Origin of the sequence: Telluria aromaticivorans (assembly GCF_013003915.1) — a bacterium.
In the GTDB taxonomy this organism is placed as follows: Bacteria; Pseudomonadota; Gammaproteobacteria; order Burkholderiales; family Burkholderiaceae_D; genus Telluria; species Telluria aromaticivorans.
This window is the reverse complement of the sequence record NZ_JABAIV010000001.1, coordinates 588,089-609,022: the sequence shown is the minus strand read 5'-3', so window position 1 is coordinate 609,022 and position 20,934 is coordinate 588,089. Positions and strand designations below refer to the sequence as shown.

The 20,934-nt window shown below is 67.5% G+C and carries 19 protein-coding genes; 7 read left to right on the top strand and 12 right to left on the bottom strand.

The features are described 5' to 3' along the window. Positions 1-2 precede the first annotated feature (2 nt). Positions 3-1,244, bottom strand: coding sequence for a DNA topoisomerase IB (locus tag HGB41_RS02750; RefSeq protein ID WP_171080845.1), 1,242 nt, complete (start codon positions 1,242-1,244; stop codon positions 3-5). 76 nt (positions 1,245-1,320) lie between these two features. Continuing rightward, positions 1,321-3,585 carry a hybrid sensor histidine kinase/response regulator gene (locus tag HGB41_RS02745; protein ID WP_171080843.1) on the bottom strand — a complete coding sequence of 755 codons (2,265 nt, stop codon included), beginning with the start codon at positions 3,583-3,585 and terminating at the stop codon, positions 1,321-1,323. Positions 3,586-3,784: 199 nt separating this feature from the next. On the opposite strand from HGB41_RS02745, the gene HGB41_RS02740 reads away from it, so the two are divergent. The 5 genes from HGB41_RS02740 to HGB41_RS02720 are packed head-to-tail and all read left to right on the top strand — an operon-like array spanning position 3,785 to position 9,002. Continuing rightward, entirely contained in the window at positions 3,785-6,169 is a 2,385-nt protein-coding gene (locus HGB41_RS02740; protein WP_171080840.1) for a bifunctional salicylyl-CoA 5-hydroxylase/oxidoreductase, read from the top strand. Between the two features lie 25 nt (positions 6,170-6,194). Beyond that, positions 6,195-7,049, top strand: coding sequence for an enoyl-CoA hydratase family protein (locus HGB41_RS02735; protein WP_171080838.1), 855 nt, complete (start codon positions 6,195-6,197; stop codon positions 7,047-7,049). Positions 7,050-7,052: 3 nt separating this feature from the next. Further along, positions 7,053-8,234, top strand: coding sequence for an acyl-CoA dehydrogenase family protein (locus tag HGB41_RS02730; protein WP_171080836.1), 1,182 nt, complete (start codon positions 7,053-7,055; stop codon positions 8,232-8,234). Beyond that, positions 8,234-8,632: a RidA family protein gene (locus HGB41_RS02725; RefSeq protein WP_171081915.1), complete on the top strand. Its 399-nt coding sequence runs from the start codon at positions 8,234-8,236 to the stop codon at positions 8,630-8,632. Before HGB41_RS02730 ends, HGB41_RS02725 begins: the two co-directional genes overlap by 1 nt. Before the next feature lie 46 nt (positions 8,633-8,678). Then, complete coding sequence (locus HGB41_RS02720; protein WP_171080834.1) at positions 8,679-9,002, top strand: hypothetical protein; 324 nt, start codon at positions 8,679-8,681, stop codon at positions 9,000-9,002. A gap of 148 nt (positions 9,003-9,150) precedes the next feature. Here the strand turns inward: HGB41_RS02720 and HGB41_RS02715 are convergent, their stop codons facing one another. Continuing rightward, complete coding sequence (locus tag HGB41_RS02715; protein ID WP_171080832.1) at positions 9,151-11,397, bottom strand: xanthine dehydrogenase family protein molybdopterin-binding subunit; 2,247 nt, start codon at positions 11,395-11,397, stop codon at positions 9,151-9,153. After that, positions 11,394-11,885 (bottom strand): (2Fe-2S)-binding protein, encoded by a 492-nt coding sequence (locus HGB41_RS02710; protein ID WP_171080830.1) that lies wholly within the window; start codon positions 11,883-11,885, stop codon positions 11,394-11,396. The genes HGB41_RS02715 and HGB41_RS02710 overlap by 4 nt, the downstream gene beginning before the upstream one ends. Before the next feature lie 212 nt (positions 11,886-12,097). On the opposite strand from HGB41_RS02710, the gene HGB41_RS02705 reads away from it, so the two are divergent. Next, a complete protein-coding gene (locus tag HGB41_RS02705; RefSeq protein WP_371868427.1) occupies positions 12,098-14,080 on the top strand; it encodes a diguanylate cyclase domain-containing protein in 1,983 nt (660 codons plus the stop codon). Between the two features lie 201 nt (positions 14,081-14,281). On the opposite strand, the gene HGB41_RS02700 is transcribed toward HGB41_RS02705, so the two are convergent. The 8 genes from HGB41_RS02700 to HGB41_RS02665 form a co-directional block, all read right to left on the bottom strand. Beyond that, complete coding sequence (locus HGB41_RS02700) at positions 14,282-15,634, bottom strand: erythromycin esterase family protein (protein ID WP_171080828.1); 1,353 nt, start codon at positions 15,632-15,634, stop codon at positions 14,282-14,284. A 1-nt stretch (position 15,635) separates the two neighbouring features. Beyond that, a complete protein-coding gene (locus tag HGB41_RS02695; RefSeq protein WP_171080827.1) occupies positions 15,636-16,448 on the bottom strand; it encodes a hypothetical protein in 813 nt (270 codons plus the stop codon). Next, the gene (locus tag HGB41_RS02690; RefSeq protein WP_171080825.1) at positions 16,445-17,167 is read right to left on the bottom strand and encodes a phosphoribosyltransferase; all 723 of its coding nucleotides are present in this window, start codon (positions 17,165-17,167) and stop codon (positions 16,445-16,447) included. The genes HGB41_RS02695 and HGB41_RS02690 overlap by 4 nt, the downstream gene beginning before the upstream one ends. Before the next feature lie 129 nt (positions 17,168-17,296). Continuing rightward, entirely contained in the window at positions 17,297-17,767 is a 471-nt protein-coding gene (locus HGB41_RS02685) for an Hsp20/alpha crystallin family protein (protein WP_171080823.1), read from the bottom strand. A gap of 208 nt (positions 17,768-17,975) precedes the next feature. Beyond that, positions 17,976-18,818 carry an S-formylglutathione hydrolase gene (gene fghA, locus HGB41_RS02680; RefSeq protein ID WP_171080821.1) on the bottom strand — a complete coding sequence of 281 codons (843 nt, stop codon included), beginning with the start codon at positions 18,816-18,818 and terminating at the stop codon, positions 17,976-17,978. Between the two features lie 58 nt (positions 18,819-18,876). Further along, a complete protein-coding gene (locus HGB41_RS02675; RefSeq protein ID WP_171080819.1) occupies positions 18,877-19,476 on the bottom strand; it encodes a chromate transporter in 600 nt (199 codons plus the stop codon). Beyond that, on the bottom strand, positions 19,473-20,084 hold the full coding sequence (locus tag HGB41_RS02670; protein WP_171080817.1) for a chromate transporter: 612 nt from the start codon (positions 20,082-20,084) through the stop codon (positions 19,473-19,475). Before HGB41_RS02670 ends, HGB41_RS02675 begins: the two co-directional genes overlap by 4 nt. Before the next feature lie 123 nt (positions 20,085-20,207). After that, complete coding sequence (locus HGB41_RS02665; protein WP_171080816.1) at positions 20,208-20,384, bottom strand: hypothetical protein; 177 nt, start codon at positions 20,382-20,384, stop codon at positions 20,208-20,210. Positions 20,385-20,580: 196 nt separating this feature from the next. Between HGB41_RS02665 and HGB41_RS02660 the strand changes: the two genes are divergently transcribed. Then, complete coding sequence (locus HGB41_RS02660) at positions 20,581-20,817, top strand: hypothetical protein (protein WP_171080814.1); 237 nt, start codon at positions 20,581-20,583, stop codon at positions 20,815-20,817. Positions 20,818-20,934 lie beyond the last annotated feature (117 nt).

Here is a 20,934-nt window from a genome sequence, read left to right as displayed (position 1 = left end):
GCCTACAGGCCTACGCCGGGCGCGGCCCCCTGGCGCCGCGGCTGCGCAGGCGCACGCCCAGCCTTCTTCGGCTTCGCCGGGCGCGTTCCATCCTGCTTCGCTTCCCGCTTCTGCCCGCGCTTTTGTTCCCGCATTTTTTCTTCCTCCTGTTCGTGGCGCAGGCGCTGCTGCAGCATCGCCACGACAGCAGCTTCCTCGGGCTGGAGCGCATGCAGGTTTTCCTGCAGTTGCTGCTCGGTGCGTTCGCGCAGGACCTCCAGCACCGTGCCTTCCAGGTAGGCGTCGAGCACCGCCGGGTGCACATAGCACTTGCGGCAGATCGAGGGCGTGTTACCGAGCTTTTCGGAGACCGACTCGATCGCGCGCACGATGTTTTTCTTGGCCTGGGTTTCGGAATCGAATTTCTCGAACTCCTGCAAGGCCAGCGCGGCCAGCACGGTGCCCGACCAGGTGCGGAAATCCTTGGCCGTGTATTCCTCGCCGGTGATGGCGCGCAGGTAGTCGTTGACGTCGCTCGAATCGATGCTGCGGGTCTCGCCCTGGTCGTCGACGTACTGGAACAGTTCCTGGCCGGGCAGGTCGCGCGCGCGCGCAATGATGCGCGCCAGTCGCCGGTCCTGCACCTTCACCTTGTGATAGACGCCGCTTTTGCCGCGGAAGCGGAACTCGACGGCGCTGCCTTCCACGCTTACGTGGCGGTTGCGCAGCGTGGTCAGGCCGAAGGACTTGTTGGTGCGGGCGTACTCTTCGTTCCCGACCCGCATCATGGTCGCTTCGAGCAGGTAGACGATGGTGGCCAGCACCTTCTCGCGCGGCAGGCCGGGCAAGCCGAGGGCGCGGTCGACTTCCTTGCGGATGGCCGGCAGCGCGTTGCCGAAGTTGAGCATGCGTTCGTATTTCACCTCGTCGCGCGCGGCGCGCCATTTCGGATGGTAGCGGTACTGCTTTCGGCCTTTGGCGTCGCGCCCCGTCGCCTGCAGGTGGCCGTTGGCCTGCGGGCAAATCCAGATCTCCTGCCAGGCCGGGGGGATCACCAGCGACTTGATGCGAGCCAGCGTGGCCTCGTCGTCGACCGGGTCGCCCTTGTTGTCGAGGTAGCGGAAGCCTTCTCCGGCGCCGTCGACAACACTTTCGCGCCGGATGCCAGGCCGGTCGTCCAGGACGTAGCGCAGCCCGGCGGCCCTGGCGGCGGCGGGCGGATCGCTGGGCGGGCTATCGAGGCTTGCTGGGTCTTCGCTGTGCATGACGGGGCTTCCTTGCTGGTAGTCGCCCCGATCCTACGCCGAACGGGGCAGGAGTACCGTTCGGGAGCTAACCTTGTCAGCGCGGTGCGCCCTGGCGCTGCTCGCTGGCCGCACCGGCCTGCGCCAGCAGTTCGCTCAGCTGCACGGTGTTGACCGGCTTGACCATGTAGTGGTCGAAGCCGGCCTCGCGGGCGGCATCGCGGTCCTGCTGGCGCCCGTAGCCGGTGGCCGCCACCAGCATCGCGCCGGCGGTCTGGGGCAGGCGGCGCAGGCGGCGCGCCAGTTCGTTGCCGTCCATGTCGGGCAGGCCGATGTCGAGCAGGCAGACCTGGGGCGCGAACACCTTGGCCACCGCGAGCGCGTCGAACGCATTGTAGGCGACCTCGATGCGGTGCCCGGCGGCCGCCAGGAACAGGTTCAGGGTGTGGGCGGCATCGAGGTTGTCGTCCACCACCAGCACACGCAGCGGCGTACTGACCGAGGCGGCCTGGCGCACCGCGGCATCGATCGACGATTCAACCAGGTGGGCGGCATGCTGTGCAAAGCGCGGCAGTCGCACGGTAAACGTGCTGCCTTTGCCGGGACCCGCGCTGGCGGCGCTGACGCTGCCGCCGTGCAGCTCGACCAGGCTCTTGGCCAGCGCCAGGCCCAGTCCCAGCCCGCCCTGCGAGCGGTCGGGCGTGCGCTCGGCCTGGGTGAACAGGTCGAACACACGCTCGACCAGCGAAGCTTCCATGCCGATGCCGTCGTCGCTCACGCTCAATACGTAGTCGTCGCCGGCGTCCCGCAGCTGCAGCCCGATATGGCCGCCTTCAGGGGTGTACTTGGTTGCGTTGTTGAGCAGGTTGGCCACCACCTGCACCAGCCGCTTGTGGTCGCCCTTGACGTTGGCAGGGCCGGGCGGCAGGTCCAGCACCACCTTGTGGCGGCGCGCGGTGATCAGGGGCCGGATCTGCTCGGCCGCGTCGTCCACCACCTGGCGCAGGTCGAGCACCTGGGTCGACAGCGAGACAAGGCCGCGCGTCACGCGCGAGACGTCCAGCAGGTCGTCCACCAGGCTGGTCATGTGCTCGACCTGGCGCGCGATGATGGCGCAGGTCTGGGTGATCTGGGCGTTATCCGAGTGCAGCAGCTTGAGCAGGTGGGCCCCGGTGCTGATCGGCGCCAGCGGGTTGCGCAGCTCGTGGGCCAGCATGGCCAGGAATTCGTCTTTGCGCTGGTCGGCCGCGCGCAGCTCGCGTTCGGCCTGGCTGCGCGCCGCTTCCTTCTTTTGCAGCGTGGCGGCCATCTCGTCGAGGGCGGCGCCGAGGCGGCCGATCTCTTCGCGGCCATAGGCGATGCCGGAACGCGCCTCCAGGTCGCCGGCGGCGATGCGGCGCGCGGTGTCCATCAGCTTGCGCACGCGCTGCACGATCAGGATGTCGCCGGCCAGCCAGGCCGCCAGCAGGGCCAGCATGGTGGTCACGCCCAGGCCGAGAAGATTCACCCATTGCGACTCGCGCGCGGCTTCGGTGATGGTTTCCGTCGGCACGCCGATCGTCACCGTGTACTCGGATAGCCCGGGGCCGCCGACGGGCGCGAACGCATGCAGGCGCTCGATGCCTTCCTCGCCGCGTAGCACGATCGCCTTGTGGTCGGGGGCGCGCATGGCCGCCAGCAGGGCCGGGCTCACCTTCTGGCCGAACCAGCGCTCCGGGTCGGGGCGGCGCGAAATGATGGCGCCGACCGCATCGGCAGTTTCCAGGATCGAGCCGGGCGGCAGGTTGATGTCGCTCACAAACGTATCCAGCCCGGCCAGGTCCATGGCGGCGAACACCACGGCCACGACGCGGCCAGCGCGGTCGATCACCGGATAGGTGAGGTTGATGGTGTGCTTGCGGATGACCCGCCCGAAGATGTAGTCGCCGGCGATGAAGCGGCGCTCGGCGATGGCGCGCTTGAAGTGGCGGCGGTCGCCCAGGTTCACCGGGTGCAGCATCGGCACCGCGCTGCAGGTGACGTCCCCATTGAGCTGGATGAGGCCGAAATTCACATAGCCCTCGTTGCGGTCCAGGACATCGGCCAGCAGGGCGTTGCAGCCGGCGGCATCGCCCATCAGGTCCGGCACGCTGACCAGGTCGACCAGGATCTGTCGCGCGCGTTCGATCGACTGCGCCTCGTTGGCGGCCGCCAGCCCGGTCAGGCGCTGCAGGTTCTCCTGGGAGGCGCGGATCGCCGTTTCCCGCTCGCGCACCCCGCCCAGCACCGTCATGACGGCGATCGGCGTGATCGCCAGCGCAACCAGCAGCATCAGGCGGCTGCGGAGGCTGTTCAGGCGGAAGCGCGGAAGCAGTATGCTCATTCAAGTTCTCTGGAGGTGGGGCGGGTGCCGAAAGCACAAGTTCGGTGCATAAGTTTCCCTATTGTACTAAAACGCGGGCGTGACGAGGCGCGGCTGACGGGTTTGCCCCACAATTATCGGGTGTCGAGGCGACAGCTTTAGTTGACACTTAAAGCATGTGCCCATGTAATATACGCGCAACACCAGAATGGGAGCGGGAATGAACATCGTGTGCGTGGGTGGTGGCCCGGCCGGCCTCTACTTCGGACTGCTCATGAAGAAGCGCCATCCGGACTATGCGGTCACCGTCGTCGAGCGCAACCGCGCCAGCGATACCTTCGGCTGGGGCGTCGTGTTTTCCGACCAGACGCTCGGCCACCTGGCAGGCGCCGACGAGGAAAGCGCCCGCGCCATCCTGCAGTCGTTCAACCACTGGGATGCGATCGACGTTCATTTTCGGGGACGGAGCGTCAGTTCGGGCGGGCATGGCTTCTGCGGCATCGGCCGCCGGCGCCTGCTGAATTTGTTGCAGGAACGCTGCGCCCAGCTCGGGGTGCGGCTCGAATTCGATACCGAGGTGGGTGACGACGAGGCCCTGGCGCGCCAGTTCGGCGCCGACCTGGTGGTCGCCTGCGACGGTGTCAACAGCGCCATCCGCAACCGCCATGCCGACGTGTTCCAGCCCGAAGTCGAGCGCCGCCACTGCCGCTTCGTCTGGCTCGGCACGCGCAAGAAATTCGACGCCTTCACCTTTGCCTTCGAAGAAACCGAACATGGCTGGTTCCAGGCCCACGCCTACCAGTACGACGGCGACACTTCCACCTTCATCATCGAGACGCCTGAGGAAACCTGGCAGGCCGCCGGACTCGAAGCGATGGACCAGCCCGACGCCCTGGCTTTCTGCGAGCGCCTGTTCGCACGCTACCTCGACGGCCACCCCTTGATGGCAAACGCCGCCCACCTGCGCGGCTCCGCCATGTGGATCCGCTTCCCGCGCATCGCCTGCCGCCACTGGATCCACTGGAACAGCATCGACGGGCGCCGCGTGCCGACCGTGCTGATGGGCGACGCTGCCCATACCGCCCATTTCTCGATCGGCTCCGGCACCAAGCTGGCGCTGGAAGACGCGATCGAGCTGGCGCGCTGCCTGGACGACCCGTCGGATCGCTTGGCAGGTGCGCTGGCGACCTATGAAGCGGCGCGCCGCATCGAAGTGCTCAAGCTCCAGAGCGCGGCGCGCAATTCGATGGAATGGTTCGAGAACGTCGCCCGCTACACCGCGATGGAGGCCGAGCAGTTCGCCTATTCGCTGCTGACGCGCAGCCAGCGCCTGTCGCACGAAAACCTGCGCCTGCGCGACCCGGCCTATGTCGGCGGCTTCGAACGCTGGTTCGCGCAGCGCGCGGCGCACCAGGCCGGCCTGCCGGCGCCGGATAGCCCGGTGCCGCCGATGTTCACCCCGTATAAAGTACGCGGCCTGCTGCTCAAGAACCGCATCATCGTCTCGCCGATGGCCCAGTATTCGGCGGTCGACGGCACGGTGGGCGACTTCCACCTTGCCCACCTGGGCGCGCGTGCCCTCGGCGGCGCCGCGCTGGTGATGGCCGAGATGACCTGCGTGTCGGCTGACGCCCGCATCACGCCGGGCTGTCCGGGGCTGTATGCGCCCGAACACACTGCTGCATGGAAGCGCATCGTCGATTTCATTCACGCCAATACCGATGCGAAGATCGGGGTGCAGCTCGGGCACGCGGGGGCCAAGGGATCGACCCGGCCGATGTGGGACGGCATCGACCTGCCCCTGGACTCCGGCAATTGGCCGCTGGTCTCGGCCTCCAGCCAGCAGTACCTGCAGGGCGTGTCGCAGCTCGCGCGCGAAGCCACGCTGGAAGACCTGGCGCGGATCAAGGCCGGCTTCGTGCGCGCCGCCCAAGGGGCGCTCGATGCGGGCTTCGACTGGATCGAGCTGCACTGCGCGCATGGCTACCTGCTGTCGAGCTTTATTTCGCCGCTGACCAACCGGCGCCAGGACGCCTATGGGGGCAGCCTGGAGAACCGCTGCCGCTATCCGCTCGAAGTGTTCGCCGCCATTCGCGCCGTGTGGCCGATTGAGCTCCCGATCAGTGTGCGCGTGTCGGCCCACGACTGGGTCGAGGGCGGCCTCACCCCAAGCGACGCGGTGGCGATGGCGCGCCTGTTCAGGCTTGCTGGCGCCGACATGATCGACTGCTCGTCGGGCCAGGTCAGCAAGGACGAGCAGCCGGTGTATGGCCGCATGTTCCAGACCCCGTTCGCCGACCGTATCCGCAACGAGGCCGGCATCCCGACCATCGCGGTCGGTTCCATCTACGAAGCCGACCACGTGAACGGCATCATCTCGGCCGGCCGCGCCGACCTGTGCGCCGTGGCGCGCCCGCACCTGGCCAACCCGGCCTGGACGCTGAACGAGGCCGCACGCATCGGCTACACGGGCGCTGACTGGCCGCGCCAGTACCGGCCGGGCAAGCTGCAGCTGGAGCGCAACCTCGAACGCGAGCGCCAGGTGCAGGCTGCCAATGCCGGCCTGTCGCCGCAGCAGCTGGCCGCGCGCCTGCTGGAAGGCTGAACCGATTTTTTCAGGAGTACACCGTATGCATTACCTACCGGGTGAATCGCACCGGCTGCCAGGCAGCCGCGCGAGCCTCACCGATTACCAATCGACCCATTTCCAGTACGCCGTGCAGGACAAGGTGGCGACCATCACATTGAGTCGCCCTGAGCGCAAGAACCCGCTCACCTTCGAATCCTATGCCGAGCTGCGCGACCTGTTCCGTGCGTTGAGCCATGCCGACGACGTCAAGGCGGTGGTCATCACCGGGGCCGGCGAGAATTTCTGCTCCGGCGGCGACGTGCACGAAATCATCGGGCCGCTCACCAGACTCGACATGCCGGGCCTGCTCGCCTTTACCCGCATGACGGGCGACCTGGTCAAGGCCATGCGCGCCTGCCCGCAGCCGATCGTGGCGGCCGTGGACGGCGTCTGCGCCGGCGCCGGTGCGATCCTGGCGCTGTCCTCGGACATCCGCTACGGCACCGCGCGCAGCCGGACGGCGTTTTTGTTCACCCGGGTCGGCCTGGCCGGCTGCGACATGGGCGCCTGTGCGCTGCTGCCGCGCGTGATCGGCCAGGGCAGGGCGGCCGAGCTGCTGTATACCGGACGCGCAATGAAGGGCGAGGAGGCCGAGCGCTGGGGCTTCTTCAACCGCCTGTGCGAACCGGGCGAGGTGCTGATGGAGGCGCAGGCCTTCGCCGCGCAGCTTGCCAACGGCCCGACCTTCGCCCACGGCATGACCAAGAAGATGCTGCAGCAGGAGTGGAACATGGGCGTGGACGAGGCGATCGAGGCCGAGGCGCAGGCGCAGGCGATCTGCATGGCGACCAACGACTTCCACCGCGCCTACCACGCCTTCGTGGCCAAGGAACAACCAGGCTTCGAGGGAGACTGAAAAATGGCAGACCGCGATTACCTCGACTGGCCTTTCTTTGAGCCGCGCCACCGCGCGCTTGCGCTCGAACTCGACGCCTGGGCCGGTGAGCACGTCAAGCATGGGCACGACCGCGATGTCGATGCCGCCTGCCGCACGCTGGTGGCCCAGCTTGGGCGCGGCGGCTGGCTGCGCCACGCGATTGGCGGCGCAGGCAGTGCGATCGACACCCGCGCCATCTGCCTGATCCGGGAAACGCTGGCGCGCCATGCCGGCCTGGCCGATTTTGCGTTCGCCATGCAGGGGCTGGGCAGCGGGGCGATCTCGCTGTTCGGGTCGAAGGACCAGCAAGAAGCCTGGCTGCCGCGCGTTGCAAGCGGCGATGCGATTGCGGCCTTCGCGCTGTCGGAGCCGCTGGCCGGTTCAGACGTCGCCGCGATGGCATGCGCCGCGCGGCTGGAAGGCGACAGCTATGTGCTGGATGGCGAAAAGACCTGGATCTCGAACGGTGGCATCGCCGATTTCTACGTGGTCTTCGCCCGTACCGCGGACGGCGGCGGCGAGGGAGGGCGGGGCTCGAAGGGCATCTCCGCTTTCATCGTGGAAGCCGAAGCACCCGGCTTGTCCATCGCCGAGCGCATCGAGGTGATCGCCCCGCACCCGCTGGCTCGCCTGCGCTTCGACGGTTGCCGCGTCCCGCTGGCCAACCGCATCGGCGAAGAAGGGCAGGGCTTCAAGGTAGCGATGGCCACGCTGGACGTGTTCCGCACCTCGGTGGCGGCGGCCAGCCTCGGGTTTGCCCGCCGCGCGCTGGATGAAGCGCTCAAGCGTGCGAAGGAAAGGGCGATGTTCGGCAAGACGCTGGCCGACTTCCAGCTGACACAGGCGAAGCTGGCCCAGATGGCAACCGGCATCGACGCTGCGGCGCTGCTGACCTACCGGGCCGCGTGGATGCGCGACGGGGGCAAGCGCGTGACGAAAGAGGCGGCGATGGCCAAGCTGACCGCGACCGAAACGGCGCAACAGGTGATCGACGCGGCGGTGCAGATGTTCGGCGGCCAGGGCGTGGTCAGCGGCGAGACCGTCGAGACGCTTTACCGCGAGATCCGCGCGCTGCGCATTTACGAGGGCGCGAGTGAAGTGCAGCTCTTGATCATCGCGCGCGAGCTGCTGGCATACGGGCTCCCGGCCGGGGAGGGTAAATGATGGAGATCCTGCAACCCCCTGGCTGGCCGCGCCCGAAAGGCTATGCCAACGGCGTCGCGGCCACCGGCCGCCAGGTCTACGTGAGCGGCATGATCGGCTGGGATGCGGATGGCTGCTTCCAGACCGACGACTTCGTCGGCCAGGCGCGCCAGGCGCTGGAAAATATCGTGACCGTGCTGCGCGAGGCTGGCGCCGGACCCGAGCACATCGTGCGGATGACCTGGTATGTGCTCGACCGGCGCGAATACCTCGATGCCGGCGCGGCGCTCGGCACAGCCTACCGCAAAGTGATCGGACGGAATTATCCGGCCATGAGCGCGGTGCAGGTAGCCGGGCTGATGGAAGAGCGGGCGCGGGTGGAGATCGAGGTCACGGCCGTGGTCCCGGACGCCGTCTAGCCGGCGTTTCTGCTACCGTGGCTGCAACAGGATCGATGGAGCAGCCATGAACAAGCAGATCGTACGGGTAATCGAAAACTTCGAAGACGCCGAGCGCGCCCGGCAAGCCTTGCTGGACGCCGGCTTCGACCGCGAGGGCATCGAGATCACCCATACCGGCGACGAGGCCGGGCCGTCGGAGGCTAATTTCACGGTCGGCGATTCGCCGAAGGTGAAGGGCGGGACGGACTACAAGGACGTGTATACGCCGGGGCTGGAGATCGGCAAATGCGTGATCACGATTACGGGGACCGACCAGCAGCTCGAGCATGCGGCGTCGATCCTCGATTATCACGGGGCGAAGGATAACGATCCGGCACACCGCCACTGAAAGGTTTTCGTAGGGTGGGCGGGTCTCCCGCCCACGCGGTGATTGTTATCGGCTCCGATCTCGGGCTCGATGACCTTGCTGCTAACAATCACCGCGTGGGCAAGGAACTTGCCCACCCTACGGGTTTCGACAACATCTCAGCCGGCAATCAGCTCCAGCTCAAATCCGTCTTGCTGAGCGGCAGCTGACGCACCCGTTTGCCCGTCGCGGCAAAAATCGCATTGCACACGGCTGGCGCCACTGGCGGCAGGGCCGGCTCGCCCAACCCGGTCACCGGATTCGCGGTCTTGATGAAATGGGTCTCGATTTTGGTCGGCGCATCCGGCATGCGCAGCAGCCCGTAATCGTGGAAGTTGCCCTGCACGATGCGGCCACCCTCGATATCCAGCGCCGGGAACATCAATGTCGACAACCCGTCGATCACCGAGCCCTCGACCTGGTTCTCGGCGCCCGACAGGTTGACGATCTGGGCGCCGACGTCGGCCGCCACCACCACCCGGTCCACCTTCAGCTTGCCGTCGCGCGAGACGGTCACTTCGGCCACCTGGGCCACATAGCCGCGGTGGCTGAAGTGGAAGGCGATGCCGGCGCCCTGGCCGCGCGGTAAGCGCTTCTTGCCCCAGCCGGCGCGCTGCGCCACTTCCTGCAGCACGTTGCGCATGCGCTTGACGTCATAGGCCAGGCCACGCTCGATGGTTGCCGGCACCAGGTCCTTGTCGCCCAGCAGGTCGAGGCGGAAGGCGAGCGGGTCGCGGCCGGCCGCATGGGCCAGCTCGTCGATGAAGCTGTGGAAGACCCAGGAGAACACGCAGCTGCCCGGAGCGCGCCATGGTCCCATCGGGATGCGGCATTCCAGGTTGGTCTGCTCGAGCTGGCAGTTGGCCAGCCAGCGGCCCGGGAATTCGTCGGCCGACAGCGTACCGCCGCTGCCCGGCTGCAGCACGCTCTTGCCCTCGCGCTCGATGCGGTTGGCGAAGCTGACGAAATGGTTATGCCAGGCCACCGGCTTGCCCGCGGCATCGACGCCGCCGCGCAGGAAGTGGAAGCCGCCCGGGCGGAAGTGGTCGTGCTGCAGGTCGTCCTCGCGGGTCCAGGTCAGCTTGACCGGGGCCGCGACCTTGCGCGCGATGGCGGTGGCCTCGACGATGAAGTCCGAGCTCAGGCGGCGCCCGAAGCCGCCGCCGCTGCGAATGATGTGCAGGACGATCTTTTCTTTCGGTATGCCGAAGGTGGTGGTCACCAGCGCCTGCCCGGAGCCCGGGTTCTGGGTCGGCGCCCACAATTCCAGCGAGCCGTCTTCCGGCTTGAACCAGGCGGTGCAGTTCTGAGGCTCCATGCTGGCGTGCGAGATGAAGGGGTAGCTGTAGGCCGCTTCCACTACCTTCGCCGCGCCAGCCAGCGCACCCGGCACGTCGCCATCCTTGCGCACCACCGCAGTGCCGGGCTTCTTCGACGCCGCCAGGGCCTGGGCGCTGAAACCGGCCCAGCTATGATCAGAGCCTTCACCTTCATCCCACTTGACGTCGAGTGCGCGGCGCGCGCGTATTGCGGCCCAGGTCGAGGTGGCGACGATCGCCACGCCCGGGCGCAGCCCGTTCAGGTTCGGCGTGCCCTCGACGATGAAGGCATCCTTCACGCCCGGCATGGCCTTGATGGCATCGAGGTTGGCGCTGAGCGGCTTGCCGCCGAAGACCGGGCATTTGGCGTACACCGCATACAGCATGCCGGGCAGTCGCACGTCGATGCCGAACAGCGGCTGCCCTTTGATAATGGCGGCATTGTCCACGCCGCCGATGCGCTTGCCCAGCAGGGTGAAGGTGGACGGGTCTTTCAGCACCACGTTCGCAGCGTCGGGCACCGGCAGCTTCGACGCCGTTTCCGCCAGCGAGCCGTAGCCGAGCCGGCGCTTGCTCGGGCCATGGATGACGGCGCCGGCGCTGGCGCTGCACTCGGCTGCCGGCACTTTCCAGATATTCGCGGCGGCCTGCACCAGCATCGTGCGCGCGGTCGCCCCTAAACGGTGGAAGTTCTCGTAATTGGTCGGGGTCGAGGTCGAGCCGCCGGCGCCTTGCGGCCCGTACAGGGCCGTGTCCAGGTCGCCCTGCACGATGCGCACGTTCTTCCACTCGACCTCGAGTTCTTCCGCGATCACCATCGGCAGCGAGGTCTTGATGCCCTGGCCGATTTCCGGCTGCTTCGAGACCAGGGTCACGCCGCCGTCGCGGCCGATGCGGATGAAGGCATTCGGGACAAAGTCGGCGCTGGCCGGGTTGGATGCGCTGGCGAGCGCGGCCAGCGCACCATTCGCGGACATGCCCAGCATGAAAGCGCTGCCGGCAGCGCTGGTACGCAGGAAGTTGCGACGCGAAGAAGAAAGAGGAATGTTGCGGCTCATTTCCTGCCCTTTCCGTTGGCGGGAGCGTTGACGGTGATTTCGGCAGCGCGGTGGATACCGGCGCGGATGCGGGTATAGGTGGCGCAGCGACACAGGTTGCCCGCCATCGCTTCGTCGATCTGGGCGTCGGTCGGTTTCGGGTGCTGCTTGAGCAGGTGGCAGGCGCTCATGATCTGGCCCGACTGGCAGTAGCCGCACTGCGGCACGTCCAGTTCCTGCCACGCCTGCTGCAATGGGTGCTGCGCTTTCGCGTCCAAACCCTCGATGGTGGTGATCTTTCCCTTGCCCAGGCTTGATACCGGCATCAGGCAGGAGCGTGCCGGCACGCCGTCGATGTGGACGGTGCAGGCCCCGCACTGGCCCACGCCGCAGCCGTATTTGGTGCCGACCAGGCCGAGCGTGTCGCGCAGCGCCCACAGCAGTGGGGTGTCCGGCTCGACGTCGACCCCATGGGTCTTGCCGTTGATATGCAGCGTGTATGTACTCATGGCAGTTTCCAATAGGTGCGGGGAATCCGACATGCTAATCGAAAATGCCACGGATCAACAGTGACTTTGGCAGCATCCTGGGCGCAACTTAGGGGCCGTTACTGCAGAGCTACAGGCGGGTGTGCCATTGTTGAGTTGCAGGGCGGAATCATGTAACGGGACGGCAAGGAATATGTAATACTTTGTCATCTCCCGATCAGTTACCCACTATCGTGCCCACTGGTTCGCGCCTGTCGTCCGCCAACCTCAAACTGCGCCTTGCCTGCGTGGCTGCGGTGCTGGTGTTTGCCGCCACCCTCTTGGCGACCCTGTCGACCTTGTCGGTGGCCGAGCGCGGCATGAAGGTAGTGATCGGCGACCAGCAATACACGCTGCTGGCGGGCGCCGCTTCCTTCATGGACGACCGCATGGGTGAGCGGCTGAAGCAGGCCGAGGCGCTGGCGGCGGGTATCCCGCCCCGCATGCGTACCGATTGGGCCGCATTGCACCCGTATGTCAACGAGCAGCTGCGGCTGTGGGGCGCCGACGATTACCTGAATATCGTCGTGTTCGATGCCAGCGGCGACATGCGCCTGTCGGCACGGCCGCTGCCCGGGCAGACCGTCCTGAATGTGCGCGGCACCGACTATTTCGAGCAGGTGCTGGCCACGCGCAAGAGCATGATCTCGCGCCCGGTCCGCAGCCGGCTGACCGGCGAACACAGCGTGATCTTCAGTGCGCCCGTCATCGACACAGCCGGCAAGGTGGTGGCCGTGGTCACGGCCAGCGTCGACCTGCGCCGCTCCGGCTTCCTGCGCCAGATCGGCACCCTCAAGCCGGGCAAGACCGGCTATCTGTTCCTGATGACCGCCGACGGCGTGATCATCGACCATCCGGACGAGACGCGCCTGTTCCAGCATGTCGGCAGCGCGCCGGGTGTGAACCGCGGCACCGAGCGCGCGCTGGACGGTTTCGAAGGCTGGCTGGAGACGCGCGGCAAGGATGGCGTGGATGCGATCTATGCCTACAAGCGCCTGCGCTCGACGGGCTGGATCCTGGCTGCACGCTATCCGGTCGGCGAGGCGTTCGCGCCCATGATCGCCATGCGCCGCAGCGCCTTCTTCAGCGCCGGCGGTCTGGCGCTGGCGGCCGGGCTGCTGGCCTGGGTGCTGGTGTTCCAGCTGCTGGCGCCGCTGCAGGTGCTGCGCGACAGCGTGGTGTCGATCCGCGACGACGGCACCGACATCGGCGTGCTGCGCGATGGCCGCAAGGACGAGATCGGGGAGCTGGGCCGGGCCTTCCACGCGCTGATGGCCGAGCGCGAGCGCGCCGAGAGCGGCCGCGCCGCCAGCGAAAAGCGGCTGCGGCTGATTGCCGACAACCTGCCGGTGCTGATTTCCTATATCGATCGCGAGCAGCGCTTCCGCTTCGGCAACGCCACCTTTGAAAAATGGTTCGGCGTGGAGCCTGCCCAGATGGACGGGATGCATGTGGCGCAGCTGCTGGGCGAGGAAGTCGCCGCTGAAATCCACCCCCAGCTCGACCAGGCATTTGCCGGCCGCCCCGTGACCCACGAAATCCGCATCCCGCTGCGCGGCGAGCCACGCATCCTGCAGGCCACCTATATCCCCGACCTGCAGCCCGACGGCAGCGTGGCCGGCATCTATTCGCTGGTGCACGACATGACCCACGTGAAGGAGGTCGAGGAGCAGCTGCTGCAGCTTGCCCGGGTCGACCCCCTGACCGGCATCGCCAACCGCCGCATGTTCGGCGAAGCGCTGCACCACGCGCTTGACCGCGCCCGCCGCAGCGGCAAGGCGCTGGCACTGGCCTATCTCGACATCGATTACTTCAAGAAGATCAACGACACCCATGGCCATGGCGTGGGCGACGAGGTATTGAAGGAATTCGCGCGGCGCCTGAGCGCCGGGGTCCGCGCCACCGACACCGCGGCACGCCTGTCGGGCGACGAATTCGTGGTCATCCTGGAAGAAATCGGCACCCGCGCGGAAGCCGAACACACAGCGGCCAAGATCGTGGAGGGCATGCGCCTGCCGTTCCGCACCAGCGCCGGCCTGGTGCAAGCCTCGACCAGCGTCGGCGTCGCGCTGTCGCAGCTGCGCCAGACCCAGGAGCAGCTGCTGGCGGCGGCGGACAGCGCGCTGTATGCGGCCAAGGGGAAGGGACGGGATGGGTATGCGTTTTTCGAGGGGTGAAGGGGCATCGACCCGTGCCGTACGCACCGTCGTGAACCCGTAGGGTGGGCGTAATTCCGGGCATTGCCCGAAATTACCTACCCACGCGTTCAATCCTGAGTAACGCTGCCCGCGCGACTATTCCATTGCTGGTTGAACGCGTGGGCAAGGAACTTGCCCACCCTACGGGTAGCGGGCGGCTCTTGCGGGCCTGGCTACGCTTCACAAGCCTTGCGGGTAGGTCTCGGGCGGCTCTCCCGAATGCCAGCCGCTGGTGGCGTCCAGCGGCGTGACCGCATGGGTGCGGTCGATGTGGATCACGGCATCGAACTGGCGCGCCAGTTGCGCCATGAAGTAATGGCTCTGGCGCTCGCTACGCGGCAGGTAAAGCACGCCGATTGCCCGCTCCAGCCGTTCTTCCATCAGCACGTCGCGCGCGGCGCCCGGTTCGCGCAGCGGCAGGAAGAAGCGTTCCATGCCAACGCCGTGCAGCAGGTGCTCGACACTGCCCGGCATGCCGGGGCGCACATGCTTGTGCAGGGCCGGGCCGTCCCATTCCGAGGCCGCGGTCACGCGTCCGTCGTAGGTCGTGAAGCCGATCAGGCAGGCGTCGTTGCCATAGGCCTTGCGTGCCAGTTCGCCGACATTGAATTCGCCCTGGCGCCCGATTTCCGTCGCGCGCGCATCGCCGATATGCGAGTTGTGCTCCCACACCACGATCCTGGCGGGCTTGCCGTCGCGCGAGAGGTGGCGCGCCAGCGCATCGAGGGTTTCGGCCATGTGGCTGTCGCGCAGGTTCCAGGACGAGATGCGTCCCTTGAACATGGTGCGGTAATACTCTTCGGCGTTCTTTACCAGCCGCGCATTCTGCTGGGCGTAGAAATAGGCGTCTTCGGCATTGGCGCCGTCGGCCTGCATGTAGTCGAAGGCGCGCTGCTGCAGTTCGTGCAGCGTGGCCTGCACACCCTGGTGGCAGGATTCCGACAGGCCCACCGCGGCCGCATAGCCATATCGCTGGCTGTCTTCGCCGTACTGGTCGAAGCAGGCGTAGCGGCGCCGGGTCTCCTGCGCGGCCACCGGGTCGACTCCCTCGAGGTAGCGCAGCACTTCCTGGATCGAGGTGAACAGGCTGTACAGGTCGAGCCCGTAGAACCCGGCCTTCGTGGAGCTCGTCGTGTCGTTGCGCCGGCGCAACCACTCGACGAAATCCAGTACGGAGGTGTTCCGCCACATCCAGGCCGGGAAGCGTTCGAAGCCCGACAGCGCCGCCCGCCCGTCGGCATCCTGGCCTTCGGCGCGCACATAGCGGTTGACGCGCCAGGCGTCCGGCCAGTCGGCTTCGACCGCGACGGCCGTGAAGCCTTTTTCTTCGATCAGGCGCCGGGTGATGCGCGCGCGCTCGTCGTAGAACTCGGCCGTGCCGTGGGTGGCTTCGCCCAGCAGCACGAAGCGCGCGTCGCCGACGAAATCGAGCAGCGGGTCGTAGTCGGACGCCGCGCCGCTGAGCGGATGCGCGGCGGCCCGGATCGCGGCCGTATCGTGGTCGGTAGCGCTTGCGATGTCGACCCTGGCCATCTCAATGCAGGTAGTGCTTGCCCTGCTCGGTGCTGGCCGGGACGAAGGGCGCCGATTCGCCTTCGTCGGTGGCAGCCTGGCTGCGCACCGAGGGGGCCACCTTGTAGGTCTGGGTGCCGGCGCCGCGCGTGAGCAGGTATACGCCGGCCAGGCCGACCAGCAGCGCGGCCGGCTTGCGCCGCACCAGCCCGAGGAGTCCGACCATCCCGCCGCCCAGCAGGGCCGAATTCGAGCCATGCGCGCCGCCCAGGCTGTCGAGCATGCCTTGCAGCATTTGCGACAGGCCGCCGCGCTCATGGTGCGCCTTGCTGCTCTGCGCGCGGTTTTCGCGCAACTCGCGGTCGCGGTATGTGCGTTCGGACTGCTTGCGCTCGGCCTGCTTGCGGTCGGCATAGTGGCGGTCCGCTTCGTAGGTATTGTGTCCTGCGGACGCCAGTTCGCGGCTGGAGTTGAACCTGTCCCGGGCGCGGTCTGCTTCGTGTTCGAGGCGCTTGCCGGCCTCGTGCGCGCTGTGCTGCGCACGTTCCAGCAGCGGAGCCGCCTCGGCCTGCAGGCGGTCGGCGCCGCGCGCCAGTGCACTGGCCGCGCTGTCCTTGAGGCCGACGAGCCGTTCGCCGGCGTTATGGAGGGCATGGTCGACCGTCGCACCGGTACGGGCGCCCGCGTCGCGCACCACGGACACCGCGCGCGCCCGGCGTGCGCGGCCGCGCTCGGGGTCGAGCACGTACATCAGAAGGGCGCCCGCTGCGGCTGCGCCCAGCCATTTGCCCACGTTGCCGACATCGGTCGAGGTCTCGGTTGGGATAGGTTTCATGTCTGCTCCTTTCTATTGTTCTGGTTGTCGTCATCCTGGCTACCGTGGCCTGGCCCGCTTCGTGCGGGACGTGCCCATGCCAGCGCCAGCAAGTCCTGCACTTCCTCGTCTTCGGTCTGCCCGAAGCTTCGGTAATACTGGCCCACCGCATGAAAGCGGGGCGGGGCCAGCGGGCAGACCACTTCGTCTGCCTCCTGTTCGAGCCGCGCTACCGTGTCGGGCGCGCCTACCGGCGCCGCCACGACCAGGCGCGCGACCTGGTGCTTGCGTACTACCTGCACCGCCGCCAGCATGCTGGCCCCGGTCGCAATGCCGTCATCGACCAGGATCACGCAGCGCCCATCCAGCCGTGGCAGGGGCCGGGCGCCGCGGTAGCGCTGCTCGCGCCGGGCGAGTTCGGCCAGTTCGCGCTCGGTGACGCGGTCGACCTGTTCCTGCGTGACGCCCATCAGCCCGGGCACGCCGGCCTGCAGCACGCGCACCCCGCCGCTGCCAATCGCGCCCATCGCGTATTCCTCGTGGTGGGGCATGCCCAGCTTGCGCACCAGCAGGACGTCGAGTTCGGCACCAAGCGCCTGGGCGACTTCGAAAGCGACCGGGACGCCGCCGCGCGGCAGGCCCAGCACGATGGGGTCGCCTTGCCCGGCAAGGTGGCGCAGCTTGCGCGCCAGCTGCTTGCCGGCATGGATGCGGTCTTTATAGCCTTCGGTTTCAAACATGGTGCAGCGAACGGGACGATACATCTACTTAAGCGCAGCGTGACCGGAGCGTGATCGCAGCGCGCCGCGGCAGGGCGCCGCGACGCGGACCATGCACCTCCGGCGAGCGCCTGCTCAGCGGCCAGTCGCTTACTGGATGGTCAGGCGGCGTGCTTCAGTCCCCTGCTTTTTCGGCAGGCTCAGCTGCAGTACGCCGTTCTCGAGCCGTGCCTGCGCCGTGGTGTCGTCGACCTCGGTGGGCAGGGTAAAGCTGCGCATGAACTTCGATGCGGTGCGTTCAGCATACACCACGGTTTCGCCCTCGCGGCGTTCGTTTGCCTTGCGGCATTCCGCCTCGATCGTGATGCGCTGGCCGTCGACCGAGACCTTGACATCCTCCTTCTCCACGCCCGGCAGTTCAGCCTGGATTTCAAAGGACTTCTCGGTTTCCTTGACGTCAAGGCGGGGTGCCAGGGCGCCGTCGCTGCCCCATTGCTGGCCGGCTGCCAGCGGCGCAAAAAAGTCCTGGAACATGCTCTCGACCATGCGCCCGAAGCCGTCCTCCAGCGCGTTCGGACGGTAGGCCTGGAGCGCAGGGTTGCCTCTCCTGATGAGATTCATGATGGCCTCCATGGATGGATATTGATGGGATTGCCGGGCGCTGCCGGCAATTTATTTATAGGGCAGGGGCAAGCCGTTTTCAAGCGGGCCGAGGCGCGTAGGAGGGGCCGCGCAGGCGGGGCCGCCCAGGCCGGGCCGGTCGACGGGGGCGCGCCAGGCGCGAGGGAAGCCGCGGCCGGCAGGACCGGCCAGGACAGGACAGCCGCGCTCAGCCGAGCTGGCGGCGGTGGAAGCGCAGGTGGTCCTCGATGAAGGTCGAGATGAAGTAATAGCCGTGGTCGTAACCCGCATGGCGGCGCAGCTCGAGCGGCTGTCCGGCACGGGCGCAGGCTTCTTCGAAGGCCTCCGGATAGAGCTGCTCGGCCAGGAACTTGTCCGCCAGCCCCTGGTCGATAAGGATGCCGCCCGGGAAAGGCGCCGTCGGCATGGCGGCCATCAGCTCGGTCGCATCGTAGGCGCGCCACGCCGCCTCGTCGGCGCCGAGATAGCCGCCAAAAGCCTTCTTGCCCCAGGGGCAGCGCATCGGCGCGGCGATCGGCGCAAACGCCGAGACCGAGCGGAACAGAGCGGGATTGCGCAGCGCCATCGCCAAGGCGCCGTGCCCGCCCATCGAGTGGCCGAAGATGCCGACCCGCGCCGGGTCCGCCGGCAGGTTCGCCAGCACCAGTTCGCGCAATTCCAGGATGTGGCTGTACATGCGGTAGTGGCGCGACCATGGCTCCTGGGTCGCATCGACATAGAAGCCGGCGCCGGCACCGAAGTCCCAGCTGTCGGTCTCGCCCGGCATGCCGGCGCCGCGCGGGCTGGTGTCGGGGGCCACCAGGATCAGGCCTTCTTCCGCCGCCACGCGCTGGGCGCCGGCCTTGGTCATGAAGGTCTCTTCGGTGCAGGTCAGGCCGGCGAGATAGAAGAGCACCGGTAGCTGCTCTCCCTCGGCGCCGGGCGGCAGGTAGACCGAGAAGCGCATCGGCAGGCCGATGGCCGCGGAGTCGAACGAGTAGAAGCGCTGGAGGCCGCCGAAGCAGGCGTGTTCGTTGAGGAGCTTGAGCATGGGGTCGTCTGGAATGGGTGATACCGCAAGTATGCCCTTGGGCGTCCGCGCTTGCCAGTCAGACGAATCCGAGTGCGCCGAGCAGGGCGCCGGCCGCGAGCATCCACAGCAGGTGCAGGCGGGTGCGCCAGATCACCAGGCAACTCACGGCCGCCAATGCCCACAACGGCCAGCTGCTGCGGTCGGGGCCGGCGGTCGCGAGCAGCCAGCTGGTCGCCAGCAGCATCGCGATGACCAGCGGGGCCATGCCCTGCTTGAAGGCGCGCACCGCGCGCAGCTCGCGGTTGCGGTGTCCCCACTGCGAGACCTGGTAAGTAAAGATGGTGGAGGGCAGCATGATGCCGAACATGGTCACGGCCACGCCCGCGAAGGCCGCAGGCAGGCTGCCGGTGTTCAGGCCTACATGCCAGCCCATCAGTGCGACGAACAGCACGTTGGGACCGGGTGCTGCCTGGGCCAGGGCGATCGAATCGCTGAACTGCGCCTGGCTCAGCCAGCCCTTGTCCTCGACCAGGTAGCGGTGCATCTCGGACGTGGTCGAGATCGCGCCGCCGAGCGACATCAGCGACAGCATCATGTAGTGCACGAACAGGCCCAGCCAGTCGCTCCAGCCGAGCACCAGTTGGGGCGCAAGCTGTGAGCCGATCGCCCCGCTCATGCCCGCAGCCCGCGCCAGGCCAGCACGCAGCCGAGCCCGCCCAGCGCCGGCAGTACCCAGGCCAGCGGCGCCCGCAGCCAGGCCAGCAGCACGAACCCGGCGGCGCCAATCGCGATGCACCAGGGCAGTGGCACCGGGTTCTTCACCAGCGCACCAGAAAGTTTGAGCCCCATGGCGGCGATCATGCCCGCCGAAACCGCCGCCATGCCGCGCAGCGCCCCCGCCACCGCCAGCTTGTCGGCATAGCGCGCATGCACGGCCGCGAGCAGCAGGACCACGACCAGCGGCAGCGCGATCATGCCGGCGATCGCGGTCAGGGCGCCAGCCAGCCCGAACCAGCGCGCGCCAATCATCATGGCCAGGTTGACCACGTTTGGCCCGGGCATGATCTGCGCCACCGCCCAGTCCTCGATGAATTCCTCGTGCGTCAGCCAGCGCTTGCGCTCGACGATCTCGCGTTGCACGACCGGCAGCACGCCGCCGAAACCCTGCAGGGCCAGCAGCGTGAACGAGACGAACAGGTCGCCCAGCGAACGGGGACGCGGTCGTTCGGCGGAATCGGCGGTGACTGCTTCGGGAAGCGGTGCGGAAGGGGGCGGGGCGGTCATCCCGGCATTATCGCCGGGTGGCGCCCGCACTGTCCATGCGCGGCCCGCAGGTTCGCCGGCCGCCGGAGCGCCCGGTGCCGGATCGCCGGCCGCCGGTTCGCCGGCCGCCGGATCGCCGGCCGCTCAGCCCCCGCCGATGCCGCGCATCACCTTGCCGCTGCCGCCGCAGTTCGAACAGGGCTTGCCGTCGGAGAGCTTGCCGCTGCCGGCGCAGGCTTCGCAGACGTCTTCGCCGGCGCCTGGGGTGCCCGGTTCGGCTTCGTCGCCGGGATTCAGGTCGGGGTCGGGATGCGTGCTCATGGGATCCTCAAGGTTGGTGGTTGGCGCGGCCATTGTAGGCAGCCGATGGAAAGCGCAGCGCAGCGCAGCGCCTGTACGGATCACCGAGCATAAAATGAATACTGGTGTTTGATTCAGATCTGATATTGACATTGTCCCGGCTTCGACCATACTCCGTGCAGCAAAACCTTCTTTAGCCAGAAAGGCCAGGCGCACGATGAACCCACACCGTAACCCACCCCTCACGTCGGACGGGGCCGCCGGCACCAACGAATCCCGGCGCGACCTGCACCAGCGCGACGTCGTGGACGACGCCCTGTCCCTGATGCACGCGGTCGGCACCCTGTCGGCGCTCGAATACCTCAAGCTGCACGCCGTCGAAGGCCGGGTCATCGCGCGCGTGCTGCTTGAACCGGGCAGGCGGCGCGGACATCAGGGGCAAGCCGCTGCCTGAGCGGCGCAGGGCGGGGCAGGCGGGCATTCCCGGGTCAGGCAAGCCCGGCTTATGCACATTCATTGCCTAAATTTATTTTTCGCCTTGAACTGGATTCGCGGACAACATCTGGGCCTA